Genomic DNA, 14,003 nt, shown 5'->3' with positions numbered 1-14,003 from the left:
ATGAGAACAGGGACGTTTCCAAGTCATAGACATGACTTGGAAACGCCCCTGCTTCATGTGATGGGCTGGAAAAGGCCTTACTTCATTATCATGACCTCGATAGGCCCCTTCTTCATGATCATCTCATGCAAACGCCCTTATGGTCTCCATTACATCAAGTAAACTTATCTGCCTTAAATTACATGACGTAATCTTACTCACCTTGATCACTGATCGATCATTTCGGCCATTATTTGGCGCTCCTTTGAAATCTTTCAATCCTTTAAATCTTTCGATCCTTTTAATCTTTCAATCCGTTCGATCCGATAAATCCTTTCGGTTCTTTTAAGGCTCAATTCCCCAGACCAGATTACCTCCTTGATAGAGGGTCACCTTGCTCCAGTCCTGATAGGATGTTTTGGTTGGATCGTAGGAATAATCATTGGATTCATCAAAGTTGCTCCAGTCCGTTTTGTACATGCGGAGCTGGATATCCCCGGATTGTCCACCCGCCTGAATCGCACCTGCTCCAGAAGTGAAGCTCAGTTCCACATACGTATCGGTGAACGTCTGCTGAATGTTGGCACCGCCAACCTGAGCCCAGTCAATTGCAGAGTCCATCGCTGCCGTGCCTTCTTTGGAGAAGTAATAACGAATCTTCAGATCACTCAGGTTTACAGCCGTGTTGCCCACATTTTTGATATTGAAATACGGCTTGATCTGGCTATCTGCTGCATTGGTATCTCCCGCCCGATACTGCAGGACCAGATCACTGGTCGGAACAACGACACTTTGCGGTGTAGCGGAAGCTGCGGCAGAATTGGCACTTTCCCCGGCAGCGTTTACGGCACTAACGACATAATGATAAGTCGTTCCGTTGGTCAGACCTGTGTTCGTATAAGAGGTACCATTCACGCCCGCAGCAACAGTTGCGAATGGTCCGGCGACCGTCGTTGCCCGCTTCACATTATAACTAGCCGCTCCTGTGGAGGCTGTCCAGCTCAAGGAGACCTGTGCGTTTCCTGCTGTAGCTGTCAGCGCAGTTGGTGCAGCAGGGGCAGTCGCGCCTGCAACCGGTACGGCACTTTTTACAGTCGAGTTAGTACTTTCACCTACGGCATTCACGGCACTAACCACATAATAGTAGGTTGTCCCGTTGGTCAATCCTGTGTTGGCATACGATGTGCCGCTCACGCCCGCAGCAATCGTAGCAAATGGACCGGACGCACTCAACGCACGCTTTACGTTATAACTGGTCGCTCCTGTGGAGGCTGTCCAGCTCAGGGAAACCTGTGCATTGCCCGCTGTCGCAGTCAGTGTTGACGGAGCAGCTGGCGCTGTTGTTCCCTCGCCTGGATCCCCTCCGCCATTGCTGGCAGGCAGGATCGGGAATGCATTTTGCACCAGCATGACGAATTGATCATGGAACCAGTGACCTGACACGGGTGCGTTAGGCAGTGCCCCCGTCAATACTCCATCACGAGTCGTGAATGTTGGATCACACATCCGGTCAAAACCTTTGCCTTCGTTGTTCGGAATTTCGGAGCTTGATCCATCGGACTCACCTGGGGGCTTGGCCCATACATATGCGTCCAGATGGGCAGGTCCCGGTGCTGCCTTAGGGGCTTCACCTATGCCAGCTCCACTGGCGTTACACCAGTTCCCCCGATGCTCCCGGCGATCGACGCGCCCGGAATTCACGTAGGCATTGATATCACTGCCCGTTGCGGTTGTCGGGCGATTGACGCCTCCCCAGCCATTTCGGCTCGTATCGATCAGGAAGCCAGTGCTGGTTGGCCAGCCTGCCTGCACAAAGTCGGCATACAGCGCAGCTGTGAAATCGGTTTCGTCAAAGTAAGGGTTCCACTCATAAAACTTGGCGGACTTAATCGGTTGTCCACCGATATTCAGATCCGGGTTAGGCAGATTCGGTTCTCCCAGCGGTGTGGTATTTGCTGTATTCGTAATGAAACCATCCGCACTGTTCAGACCCGCGGCTGTTCCTTGCACAACGCTTGTGTACAGCGCGACTGCACCTGCACGGTTGTTATCCCATCCGAGCCAGCCCGAATGGCCGATATCCAGATAATTGTACACATTCGGAATGGCATGCAGCTTGTCTAGTGCATACTTCACACCTGCTTCATAGATGCCTGTTGAACTGGCTTGACCACAAGCTGGCGTACTCAGGTTGGTCACAAGGTTAGGCAGACTGTCCGGCTCAATGATCGCCACAATGCGAATGTCCTGATACTTCGGATCTGCAAAGATGTCTGCGATCACATCAATATAATCCGTTTTATACGTCTGCAGAGCAGCTTGTGTCAGCGGCAATTCACCGTTGGACGCGAGTGCGTGACAGTCCCGCCCGGGCAAATTGTAAATAACAAACGAAGCAGTAATCGGTGTGCCGGCTTTCTTTTGAGCAAGCGCAGCATCCAGATGCTCCTCAATACTCTTGCGTCCAGCATTGTTCGTCCCGCCATTTATAGCATCAATACGGTCAATCCAGACTGCTGTAGGGTAAGATTTGACCGTTTGCATCTTGGCCTTTAACGAAGCATCACTGGTGAGCGCAATGGACGTATCCACGAGGGCTGAATAATCCTGATTTAAATACGCCGTAGCTCCGACAAATGGATTATCCACATGCGCTTCTGCCGCCTGGGTCACACCTGGAGCCATGCCTGGGAAAATGCCTGCCGCGAGCAGTGTGGCTGCCAGCATTTGTTTTACACTTCTGCGAAGGACCTTTCCGTTTCTCGATAAGGTTTTCGATTTTGTCATTAGGGTTCCACCTTTCCTGTGGTTGGATTGGTATATACTCATGTCGGATCCTCTGTGTCGGCAAGATGCTATGCACGGTAGAGAACATATGGATGAGTGGTGAACGCCTCACCTCCAGCTGGAATGGATTTGGTTTGCAATATAAGGAACGGCAGCACGAATAACTTGCGTTAAAGACTTGTATGCTAACTTGCATTGAGAGCAGAACATCAAGAGTTTAAACCTAAAGATGGATGACTGAATATGCGGATCATTTCCTTGTGAGGGGTACAGCGTGTGTAGGGATGTGAGGGTGATCATGGGTGCAATCGCTTCAAGCAGTTATACTGGGCTTTTCAAGGGAAGCGCTTTCTTTTTGATTTTAAAAAAAAAGCTTACCCTCGATATTACATGTACATCACATGTCCACCTCCTTTTCACTTGATTATACGTCATGAATATATTACTGTAAATTGAATTATTTAAAATAATTTATATAAAATTCCATAATTCAAGCAGGAATGTGGAGAGTCCCCTTCCCATGCGGGCAAAAAGGTTCATTATGGCTATTTGCCACAATGAACCTTTTCTTGTGAAGAACGTCGCTGAGTCCAATTCCACTTTGAAGTGAATGAATGCCCATGAAATGAAGGCGCCCGAACGTTTAGGGAAGAACCACAATGTCCCCCGGCTTTAATCCTTTAAGCACTTCCGTCTTGTCTCCTGACTCCATGCCTGTTTGGATTGTCTTTTGCTCCGTCTCTCCGTTCCCTTTGCTCAATAAAACATAAGGTTCTCCTTGATCTCGCATAATGGCCAAGCTGGATACGACAATAGCCTTGTCCTTGCGTGCCGTTTCAATGTCCCCTTCCAGACTAACGCCCCCATACATTCTGGGGTCAGGCTTCAGATCAATAACAACATCAAACTGAGAAGCCTCCTTGAGGTTCGTTTCCGACGCACCTTTACGTGCAAATTTGGATACAATGCTCACCTTTCCAGTAAAAGGGGTCTCCTTCTGAGCTGTCATTCGGACCTGGACAGGCATTCCCGCCTTAAGCTTGAACATTTCATCTTCTCCGACGATGGTCATAAATTTCAGTTTGCCCATATTGATAATGTTCCCGACTAACTGTCCTTCGGTCACCATCCGTGTTTTGCTGTCTGGATCATTCATTTGAAAAATACCGGAAGCGGGGGCATAGACCACACCCTTGCTCATGATGTCCTGCTTCTTCTGTAACTCCTTTTCCTTGATTGCCAACGTCTTTTTACTCAGCTCGTTAGTCAAAATCCTGCTCTCCCGATCTGCAAAAGCCTTTTTACGTTCCTCCTCCGTTACGCCAAGCGGAGCGCTCATATCTGCCTGATTCTGGCTGACCTCATTGACCTCCAATTCAATTCGCGCCTTTGCCAGATCGCTCTCCAATTGATCTATTTCGGATTGCAGGGCTGAAGTATCGAGTGTGAACAGGACATCTCCCTTGCTTACCTGCTCCCCATTTTTCACGTTCCATTTCTGAATGTTGGAGGCATATGGCGCGATGATATCCGTCTGATCGGTATATACTGATTTGCCCTTAACCTGGATCGTTTGTGTCATAGTTTCCTGTGTTACATCAAAGGTAATCTGTGGTGGAGCCTCCACAGGTTCGGCAGGCTTTGGTTTATATTTCTCATATAGCCAGTAGCTCGCGCCTGCTATGAGCACAACGGTAATGATTATTTTGATCCATTTCTTCATGCAGCCATTTTCCTTTCACTGATAAAATTCACATCGACTTGATGACACTCAGAGCATTGGTTCTGGATGCGCTGATCGCCGGATAGATACCCGATACAATACCTACCAGAACAGCAAACATGATGCCGAGCGGCAAAGCCGATTGCTGAATGACTACAGTGAGCGGCCCATTTTGTTGATCTGCCATCTGGCTCGCCAGCAATTGGTTTACCCCTCCAAGGGCTGCAAACGCAATCCCCACACCAGCCACGCCGCCCATGAATCCAAGCATTGCTGCTTCTGTAATAAACATCTGGCGAATCTGCCACAGATTCGCTCCCAGCACCTTCATGACACCAATCTGCTTGCGCCGCTGATGTGTAGACATGATCATAGCCACAATAATGGACAGCGAGGCCAGCAGCATGATAAAGCCCCCTATGCCCAATGCCGCCTTTTGGTACATTGCCATCTGGCCTGCCATCGCTTCCTCCTGGAACAGATTGCTCTGTGTGTTTAACGTGAGCTTTTTAATCTGTTCTTCAACACGGGATACATAGCGTTTATCCTCTACCTTGACCAGTGCCGAGTTGAGATGCTTGGTCGCAGTACCGTCCACCTGTTGTAACCCAAGCTCATTCTGCAAGGCGCGCGCCGTATCAAGCGGTACGTATACCCTCTTTTCGCCCTGGGCACTCATATCGTCCATGTTGGAAGGCTTCATCAGTTCACCAGACACCCGAACCGATCCACTCATTTTGGTTTTCCTTCCATCCGAGTAGTCTTCATAGCGAAATTGAACACGCTGCTGCATCAGCTGCTCCTGTATGGACGACATGTCTGTATACTGTTGCAAAAGCTCATTGTTATAGGGATCAGCATTCAGCTGCTCGAATAATTTCTGGGTGACTTTGGGATCCATAAATCCGAACGTTGCCCCATAATTCGCCACCGCAATCCGCCCGTCCCCGGCACCACTTCCTTGTGCATAACGGTATCCGAATCCGCTCAGCGTATCCAGCTCCGTACCTACAACTTCCACATAGGAACTACGTCCGTCGGGAAGCACCATATCGAGTGCATCCAGCTTCAACATGGGCGCCACAGCAACAACATGGGGAAGTCTCTGGATAATCCGAATCTTTTCCAAGGTCAACGCACCGCGTTCAAACTTCGAGGTCTGACCGCTTCCGCTGCTACCTTTGCCGGTACGAATGCCTTCATTGGGCGTAATCGTAATTTCATCCATCTTGTAATTGTCATTCAATGTTTTCTCGCTATATGTCTGTACGGACTGCCCTATACTAAGTGCAATGATCATGGCGGCAGAGCCGATGGACAGCCCCATCATACACAGCAATGTCACCATTTTCCTGCGAATGATCTGTCCCCAGGCCATACGTATTACATCCCGTATTCTCACAATTCCTCTCCTTTTGCCTCAAACTTCCCTTACGCCCTCTTCAACCAGCATTCCATGCTGCAGTGTAAGCACGGCCTGCATTTGCTCCGCAACCTCCGCTTCATGTGTCACAATAACAAACGTCGTATTCATATCTCGATTAAGCTGCTGCAGGATCGCAATAATTTCCTCCTCGGTCTCTGTATCCAGGTTCCCTGTAGGCTCGTCTGCGAAAATAACCGAAGGCTCTGTAATGAGCGAACGCGCAATACTCACCCGCTGCTGTTGACCGCCAGACAGCTGGGAAGGGAACAGGTTCACTTTATCACCCAGACCGACCTGTTCCAGCAATTGCAACGCTTTGGACTTTCGCTTCGAGGGGCTTACCCCCATAAACACCAGCGGCAGCTCTACATTTTCCCGAATCGTAAGATTCGACAGCAGTTCATAGGATTGAAAAATAAAACCGATATGGCTGCGCCTGAACTCTGCCAGACGATTTTCGCTGAAACGTACGATATCCTGTCCGGCTATTAAAATCCTGCCCTGATCCGGCTTCATGAGCCCGGCCATCAGATTCAGCAGCGTTGATTTGCCCGAACCTGAGCTGCCAAGCAGAGCAACCATCTGGCCTTTACCAATAGTCAAATTGATATCTTGCAGCACCGGTACAGGTCCCTGTGCATTTCGGAACGAGTGGGATAACTGTTCAACTTGAAGCATTCCTGTATGTCTTCCTTTCTATTTGCTGAATATGTATAGGACTCATAGAGCTTCATCACCTTTTCAGTATAGGGTGAAGTTGTATCCTAGCCGCCCAAGGATGTATCCAAGTTGTAAATTTGCTCACAAAAAAAACCTGTCAGTCACGAAGCTCTGCTTCGGCCAACAGGGGCAATTACCCTTTTGAAGGGTGAGGGGAGTATAGATTAGGCAGTAAAGAGTTATCTACCATGCTTTGAAGCTAAAACGGTACAGCTCGCTTTTATCCACGGAACTGCCTACGACAAAAAGTTCATCCTTGTTCCATTTCAGTTTGACAAAATTATCGATATTTCGATAGATCACGGTGTCGGATGACAGCTTGCTTCCATTCAGGAATGCTGTATGCACCTCATACTTCTGACCCTCCAGAGAACGGAAATAGGCAATACGGGATTCGTCCGTATCTAGATCAAAATTCCAGATTGATCCCTTAACCAGCAGATCAAACTGCTTCTGTTCCGCCCGATATCGGTACAAGCCCACCACATTGTTCAAGTTCCCCTGAATGAGCATATCTCCATTTTTCAGCAGCTTGTATTGCTGGATTTCTTTCATTTCCGCATATAGCTTGACGTCAGCCTCAGGCGCAAGTGAAATGGAGTAAATGGCGTATTTATCGTTCAGCATTACCAGGATATAGACCTGCTTCAGTTGCTGACTGGCCTCAAAATAATCCAAAATAAAGAAGGTTTTATCCTGATTTTTGATATGCCTCATCTCCGTAATCAGGGCCTTCAACTCGTCATAACTGTATATATCCCGTTTGTGGCCCGACTTCACATCGACCAAATTAAGGGCGAGATCATCCTGGCCTATATAGGTGTCGTTCCCTATAAAAGTTCTGTAGTATGAATTGTCATTGGGCAACTTGCTGCGTTCTCCGCTTTGAATATCGTATTCATATGTGGTCTTCTGATTCAGCCCCGAACGATACTGGGAGTAGATCAGTTTATCCAGATTCGGGCTCAGCGAAATGCCATAATCGGTGTTGCCGGCGATATCCTTGACCTGGTTGTCATCCAGATGCAGCAGAGACAATTTGAGCCCTGAATAGGAACGTTCCGGGCGATTCAATATCATGGTATTCCGGTCAACCATATCAAAGTCATAGATGGCAAAATCCGTTGTCAGCTTGGTTGCTGACTCGATCTGGATGACATTGCTCTGTGGCGGAGCCAGGCGGCTATTAAACTGTTCACTCGGTAAAATCACAGTTCGAGGCTTGAGACTGCTGATACTGAACAGGCTGCCAATACCGAAGATGCCTCCGACAAATACGATCAACAGGCCTGACAGCATTAAGATATCGCGGTTTTTACGCCAAAATCCAGGATGTTTCATGCTTTGCTTTCCCCCGGCAGACTGATATTTACTTGTGTTCCTTGATGCATGATACTCTTGATTTCTACAGTCCCTCCATGTTGTTCAATGATATTCTTCACAATAGACAAGCCCAGGCCGGCACTTCCTTTCTCGGTTCTGTTGAGGTCTTTATCCCGATAAAAGGGTTCAAAAACATGCTTCAACGCTTCTGGACCGATGCCTTCTCCCTGATCGCGAACAAGGATAGCGATCTGATCTCCCAAACGGAACGACTGAACCTCAATGATCGAGTTGACATAGGCGTATTTAACCGAGTTGTCCACTAAATTGAGAAAGACTTCCTTGAGCTTTACTCGATCCCCCTGCAAATATAACTGCTCTTCAAGCTCATAATGAATGCCTATATTGTATTTACTTGCCTTGATGGACATATCCTCACAAGCTTCACGAATGATCTCCGCAGCATCAATCCATTCAAACCGATAGGACTGAATAACCGTAGAAGATACGGACACCTCCAGAATATCAGCGACCATCGTGTTCAGACGGCGGCTCTCATTAATAATATAGTTCAACCCTTTATCAAAGAAAGCCTGATCCGTAAATCCATTGTCACGTAAAATCTGGGCGTATCCCAGAATGGTCGTCAGCGGTGTCTTCAATTCGTGGGTCACATTGTCAAAGAAAACTTTGCTTCTTGCCTGTACCTGCTTCACTTCGTCCCGCTCCTGCTCAATCACGTCAATCTGCTCCCGTACCCGATCAATCATGATGGTGAAGCTTGAGGCCAGTTCTCCAATCTCATCCTTTGTCGCAATCTGGATATCCGCATTCAGACTGCCCTGGGCCACTTCCGCTGAACGTTTTGTGAGCACACGAATCGGTTTCGTAATTTTCCGGGAAATCATGATGGAAGCTATAAACACAAACCCAAAGATGATCGCTGCAAATAACTTGATCGTATTCTGAAAACGAAGATTGCGTTTGAACAGCTCCGTATAATCCTTCTCCAGTTGAACAATGCCGAGCAATTGCTGATGGACCTGAAGAGGGAAGGAAAGACTTGCCTTGACCCGTCCCTGCTTCGTCTGTGTGGAGTAAGCGATTCTGGAGTCCATGGCAGCCTTCACATCAGGGTAATCCGAATATAGATCAACGGCATCCCCGCCTCTGCCAGCTGAGTTGTATGCCGTAGCATCTGGACGGTAGATAGTGACGACCCCTCCCACTGCGGAACCGATCTGATCGGCGAGTTCACGATTCCCGGCCTCAAGCGAGACGGTTGTCATACGTTTGTTATGAATCAGGAAATACTGATTGAGCGCAATATCCAGATTTTTTTTCGATTGAACCATGTCCTCATGGACTTCCCGGTACATGTTCTCCTCGCCTACCTTGTTGGAGATGATCAGCAGGGCAGAGAAACCAATGAAGATGATAACCGAGAATAGCACCACCATTTTGAACTGAATGGTCCACTTCATGTCTGTACCTGTATATTCAGCTTGTAACCCACGCCGAACACGGTTTCAATGAGTGAAATTCCATGCACACTGCTATCCAATTTTTTGCGAATGCGCTGCACATGAATATCAACTGTACGGGTATCCCCCGGGAAATCAAAGCCCCACACCTTGTCGAGCAGCTCGGAGCGAGTATGTACTTTGCGGTGGTGTTCCACCAGATACAGTAACAGTTCATACTCCTTGTTGGTGAGTCCGGCCCGTTCCCCATCCTTCCAGACTTCACGCTCATCCTTCCGGATCTCAATATGTCTGCCAAGCCGCACCACTTCATAGGACTGATTCTCCAATGTCTCACTGATCAGATCAATACGACGAAAAATGGCACGAATGCGGGCAACCACCTCCCGGATGTCAAAGGGCTTCGTAATATAGTCATCAGCCCCCAGCTCCATGCCAAGCACTTTATCTAACATATCGGATTTCGCCGTAATCATAATCACGGGAATTTTCGAATTCACGGATAGCTGTCTGCATACATCGAACCCGCTCATGTCAGGCAGCATCAGATCAAGCAGGATCAAATCCGGTCTGGACTCCCTCAGCAGTTCCAATCCCTCTCTGCCTGTTGCCGCTTCTGTCATCTCAAACCCTTCCTTGCGCAACGAATAGGAAAGGATGTCGCGAATGGACTCTTCATCTTCTATTATCAAAATCTGTTTCGGTCTCATGATGAATCTTAATCTCCCTGCTCTATGAATTTCATCTGCCTATATTTTGTATCCCTGATCCATGAATGAACAGAGGTTCACGGGAAATGTTACAACTCCGATACAAGTCTGGCGTCTTTGGAAACATCATCCCGATATACTTGGACCATAGAGAACAAACCAGACCGGACAAGGCCAGATCGGTATCCAACGGGGACAACATCACGTGAACAAAACAACCATTCATGAGGCTTATGTAAACTATAAATCAGAAGTGACACGGTATCTATCTCAAATTGTCAAACATCCACAGGATGCAGAGGATCTTGCACAGGATTGCTTCATTCGGCTGATGAATGTATCGGCAGACATATCGGAAGAACGTCTTCTCTACTATCTCAAAAAAATTGCCCGTAACCTTGCCATGGATACCTTCCGCAGGCAAACCCGTACAGTGAAGCGAGACAGCAAGCTGGAGATGCCAACATATCACTGTGATACACCCAAACTGGAGATCGAAGAAGGGGTCAACGACCTGGTTAGCCACATCCCCAATACGGAACATCGCAAAATTCTTGAATTACGCGTGATTCACGGGTACAGCATCAAGGAAACCGCACAGCTCGTCAACCGCAGTGAAGGCATGATCAAATCCTCGGTATTTCATGCCGTCAATCGTATTCGGGCCAAAGTCATCTCATAAGAGATGGCTTTTTTCATGAGCAGAAATGACGTGAAATCAACATCTAATGTTAGAAAGTATCAAAATTTGATAGATGGAGCATGACAAAGGACTCATTTTTACAAAAGTCGAGTTCGTTTTTACAAATTGTTATGACTATGTGAGATTTTGGTGTGTTAGAATATGGACGAACTCATGTTTCAACTAATATTTGGGAGGGATTTGGTTGGGTAAATTGACACGTATGCGAGGAGTATGGGTAAAATCACTCCTGGCATTGTCCATGGCATTGCCGCTTCAGATCGGATTATGGAATGGAAATGCTTCGGTTCATGCGGAAGGGCCGACAGACCCGGCACCGTTCATCCAGGCCAAAGTGGTTAATGGCAATGCAGGCAAGAAAGTGCTGTTCGACAATACTCATGCACAGACAGCCGGAGCGGCTGACTGGGTCATTGACGGAGGTTTCTCGGACTTCGGAAATGCACTCGCAAATGACGGATATGACGTCAAAGAACTTCGCAAAACCACCCCTTTTACGTATGAGGATCTGAAGGATTATAGTGTTTTTGTAATTGCCGAGCCCAACGTTCCATTCAAAACGACAGAGCAGGCAGCCATGAAAGAATATGTGGAAAAAGGCGGCAGCATTTTCTTCATTGGAGATCACTACAATGCAGACCGTAACAAAAACCGCTGGGACGGTTCCGAAGCAATCAATGGCTACCGTCGCGGTGCTTATGAAGATCCAGCCAAAGGCATGAGCACAGAGGAGCGTAACTCCGAAGCCATGCAGAATGTAACCAGCAGCGACTGGTTGTCCGACAATTTTGGTGTACGCTTCCGGTACAACGCACTAGGTGATATTAACGCCACTAACATCATGCCTGCAGGACAGGCATTTGGCATTACAGAAGGGGTATCTGCTGTAGCAATGCATGCAGGCTCCACCCTCGCAATTACTGATCCAACCAAAGCCAAAGGTATTGTATACCTGCCAAAAACGAATGCAGCCTGGCCCAATGCAGTTGACCAAGGCGTGTACAATGGCGGCGGAGTCGAAGAAGGCCCTTACGTAGCTGTTTCCAAGCTGGGTGCAGGTAAGGCTGCTTTTATCGGGGACTCCTCTCCGGTTGAGGATGCTTCACCGAAGTATCTGCGCGAAGAGAATGGCGCTCGCAAAACAACCTATGACGGCTTCAAAGAAGTCGATGACGGTAAATTGCTGGTCAATACAGTTAACTGGCTCGCTACTCAGGAAAATTACACAAGCCTGAGCCAAGTGAACGGGCTTCAACTGGATAATGCGACAGCATTGCTTCCGTTCGAACAACCTGCTGCTTCCACAGAACCACAGGCTGAACCTTGGGCGGCACCCGCTGCGGGATATAAGTGGTATGATCGTTCCACGTTCAAAGCAGGTTCTTATGGTGGGCCAGCTTCAAGCGCGAACGCTTCTTACAGCTTTGTGAAGCAGGAAACCCTGCCTAATGCGGAGGATTTCCAGATCCGCGTTGTTGTAGAGAACATGCCTGCGAACACAACCGTTTCCGGCTATAGTGCAGGGATCTATCTGACTGGCGGAACACAGGTAGCCATGATTCAGAATGAAAGTGGCACATGGCCGACTTCGTACGGTTACAGCTCTACGTTTAGCGTAACCTCAGATAGTAAAGGTCGTGCAATTAAAGACTTGAATGTACGCATCAAACCGGGTACAACTGGAGCTGCCAGCTTGCGTCTGCGCCTGAATGGCAGCAACCTGATTACCAATGCAGTTACGGTCGGTAATGTTCCGGCTGAGCAGCTTCCAGAGGAAGAAGGACCCATCCCGGCAACGATCAGCATTGCTGATGCACGCACCAAAGCAGCTGGGTCAACCGTAACAGTTGAGGGTGTAGTTACAACAGAACCGGGTGCATTTGGCGGACAATCCTTCTATCTTCAGGATACAACTGGCGGCCTTTATGTTTTTCAAAGCACTGGCGGCTTCCACGCGGGTGATGTAGTTAAAGTAACCGCAGCAACGGCGCTGTATAATAGCGAATTCGAACTTACGGATATCGTGGCAATCGAGAAAACAGGTACAGCCTCCATCCCTGCTGCCGTTGAAGTTCAAGCGGTAACGGCTGAAAATCAGGGTCAACTCGTTCAATTGAAAGAAGTAACGGTTCAAAATATCATTAGCGCAACACCCGTAGGCTCGTTCGAATTCGATGCGATTGCAGCAGATGGAACAAGCACCCATGTCCGTGTGGATACACGTACAGGTGTAACACAAACGTCCTTCCCTTATGTGGCAGGCGATAAAATCAACGTGACAGGTGTTGCCGCTATTTTCAAAGATGTATTTCAACTGAAACCAAGAAACCTGGACGATTTTGCAGCAGTTGAGGAAGTACCTTCCACGCCAGCTGTTGGCGCACCGGGTAAACCGGCGCTTACCTCCAACAATGGTTATAGCAACGGTCTGTCCGAAGGATCTTACACCGTCAGCATGAACCTCTGGTGGGGTAACAATGGCACCAGCTATAAGCTGTATGAAGATGGTGTGCTGATCGACACACAAAAGCTGACAGACGCTACTCCGGCAGCTCAATCAGCCCAGACAACGATTCATGGCAAAGCTAACGGTACGTACACCTATGTAGCCGAGCTGACGAACTCCAAGGGCACTACTCGCAGTGAGGTACTCACGGTACAAGTGGCGAATGCTGCCCCTGGCAAAGCCGTTCTCTCCCAAGACAACTGGGATGGGGACGGTAACTACAAAGTAACGATGAATCTCTGGTGGGGAACGAATGCAACAGAATACCGTCTCTATGAGAACGGTCAACTGATCGACACCAAGACGTTGAACGCAGTAACACCTAATGCCCAAAGCGCCGTGACAGATGTATCCGGTCACGCGAATGGAACGTACACGTATCGTGCAGAATTGATCAATGCAGCAGGTGTGACAAGTACTGAAACCATTACGGTACAAGTAACGAAATCCGTATCTCTGCCAGCAGCAAGCTAAGAAATTAAAGTATTATCAAGCACGAATACGAAGATGGACACAAAAAGAGTCAAGCTGGTATGATCCCCTCAAGGTAGACAGTGAAAAAAGAGATCATGTTAAAATGAACTCAGCACTGGAAAACGGAGGGGATTTTTGTTATGAACTAAGAAACATTTTAGCAGTGTA

General features: G+C 48.1%; 9 protein-coding genes. 2 read left to right on the top strand and 7 right to left on the bottom strand.

Annotated elements, in window-relative coordinates:
• Positions 1-324: 324 nt before the first annotated feature.
• The 7 genes from JNUCC31_RS20425 to JNUCC31_RS20395 all read right to left on the bottom strand — a co-directional run bounded on the left by JNUCC31_RS20425 (position 325) and on the right by JNUCC31_RS20395 (position 10,152).
• Positions 325-2,766 (bottom strand): glycoside hydrolase family 6 protein, encoded by a 2,442-nt coding sequence (locus JNUCC31_RS20425; RefSeq protein ID WP_192264039.1) that lies wholly within the window; start codon positions 2,764-2,766, stop codon positions 325-327.
• A gap of 643 nt (positions 2,767-3,409) precedes the next feature.
• The gene (locus JNUCC31_RS20420; RefSeq protein ID WP_192264036.1) at positions 3,410-4,489 is read right to left on the bottom strand and encodes an efflux RND transporter periplasmic adaptor subunit; all 1,080 of its coding nucleotides are present in this window, start codon (positions 4,487-4,489) and stop codon (positions 3,410-3,412) included.
• Positions 4,490-4,517: 28 nt separating this feature from the next.
• A complete protein-coding gene (locus JNUCC31_RS20415; RefSeq protein WP_192264033.1) occupies positions 4,518-5,891 on the bottom strand; it encodes an ABC transporter permease in 1,374 nt (457 codons plus the stop codon).
• Positions 5,892-5,909: 18 nt separating this feature from the next.
• Positions 5,910-6,593, bottom strand: a complete 684-nt coding sequence (locus tag JNUCC31_RS20410; protein WP_192264030.1) for an ABC transporter ATP-binding protein — start codon at positions 6,591-6,593, stop codon at positions 5,910-5,912.
• Positions 6,594-6,818: 225 nt separating this feature from the next.
• The gene (locus JNUCC31_RS20405; protein ID WP_192264028.1) at positions 6,819-7,976 is read right to left on the bottom strand and encodes a hypothetical protein; all 1,158 of its coding nucleotides are present in this window, start codon (positions 7,974-7,976) and stop codon (positions 6,819-6,821) included.
• On the bottom strand, positions 7,973-9,442 hold the full coding sequence (locus tag JNUCC31_RS20400) for a sensor histidine kinase (RefSeq protein WP_192264025.1): 1,470 nt from the start codon (positions 9,440-9,442) through the stop codon (positions 7,973-7,975). Before JNUCC31_RS20400 ends, JNUCC31_RS20405 begins: the two co-directional genes overlap by 4 nt.
• Entirely contained in the window at positions 9,439-10,152 is a 714-nt protein-coding gene (locus JNUCC31_RS20395) for a response regulator transcription factor (RefSeq protein ID WP_062320909.1), read from the bottom strand. Before JNUCC31_RS20395 ends, JNUCC31_RS20400 begins: the two co-directional genes overlap by 4 nt.
• Positions 10,153-10,357: 205 nt before the next feature.
• Between JNUCC31_RS20395 and JNUCC31_RS20390 the strand changes: the two genes are divergently transcribed.
• Complete coding sequence (locus tag JNUCC31_RS20390) at positions 10,358-10,834, top strand: RNA polymerase sigma factor (RefSeq protein ID WP_192264022.1); 477 nt, start codon at positions 10,358-10,360, stop codon at positions 10,832-10,834.
• A gap of 205 nt (positions 10,835-11,039) precedes the next feature.
• Positions 11,040-13,835, top strand: coding sequence for a chitinase N-terminal domain-containing protein (locus tag JNUCC31_RS20385; RefSeq protein ID WP_416234324.1), 2,796 nt, complete (start codon positions 11,040-11,042; stop codon positions 13,833-13,835).
• Positions 13,836-14,003: the final 168 nt, after the last annotated feature.

Source organism: Paenibacillus sp. JNUCC-31 (assembly GCF_014844075.1).
In the GTDB taxonomy this organism is placed as follows: domain Bacteria; phylum Bacillota; class Bacilli; order Paenibacillales; family Paenibacillaceae; genus Paenibacillus.
The sequence above is the reverse complement of the archived record's forward strand: the minus strand, read 5'-3'. Positions and strand labels throughout refer to the sequence as shown.

Coding starts and splice junctions, on each gene's coding strand:
- JNUCC31_RS20410 (WP_192264030.1), bottom strand. CDS start 6,593: ATGCTTCAAGTTGAACAGTTATCCCACTCGTTCCGAAATGCACAGGGA.
- JNUCC31_RS20420 (WP_192264036.1), bottom strand. CDS start 4,489: ATGAAGAAATGGATCAAAATAATCATTACCGTTGTGCTCATAGCAGGC.
- JNUCC31_RS20395 (WP_062320909.1), bottom strand. CDS start 10,152: ATGAGACCGAAACAGATTTTGATAATAGAAGATGAAGAGTCCATTCGC.
- JNUCC31_RS20425 (WP_192264039.1), bottom strand. CDS start 2,766: ATGACAAAATCGAAAACCTTATCGAGAAACGGAAAGGTCCTTCGCAGA.
- JNUCC31_RS20405 (WP_192264028.1), bottom strand. CDS start 7,976: ATGAAACATCCTGGATTTTGGCGTAAAAACCGCGATATCTTAATGCTG.
- JNUCC31_RS20400 (WP_192264025.1), bottom strand. CDS start 9,442: ATGAAGTGGACCATTCAGTTCAAAATGGTGGTGCTATTCTCGGTTATC.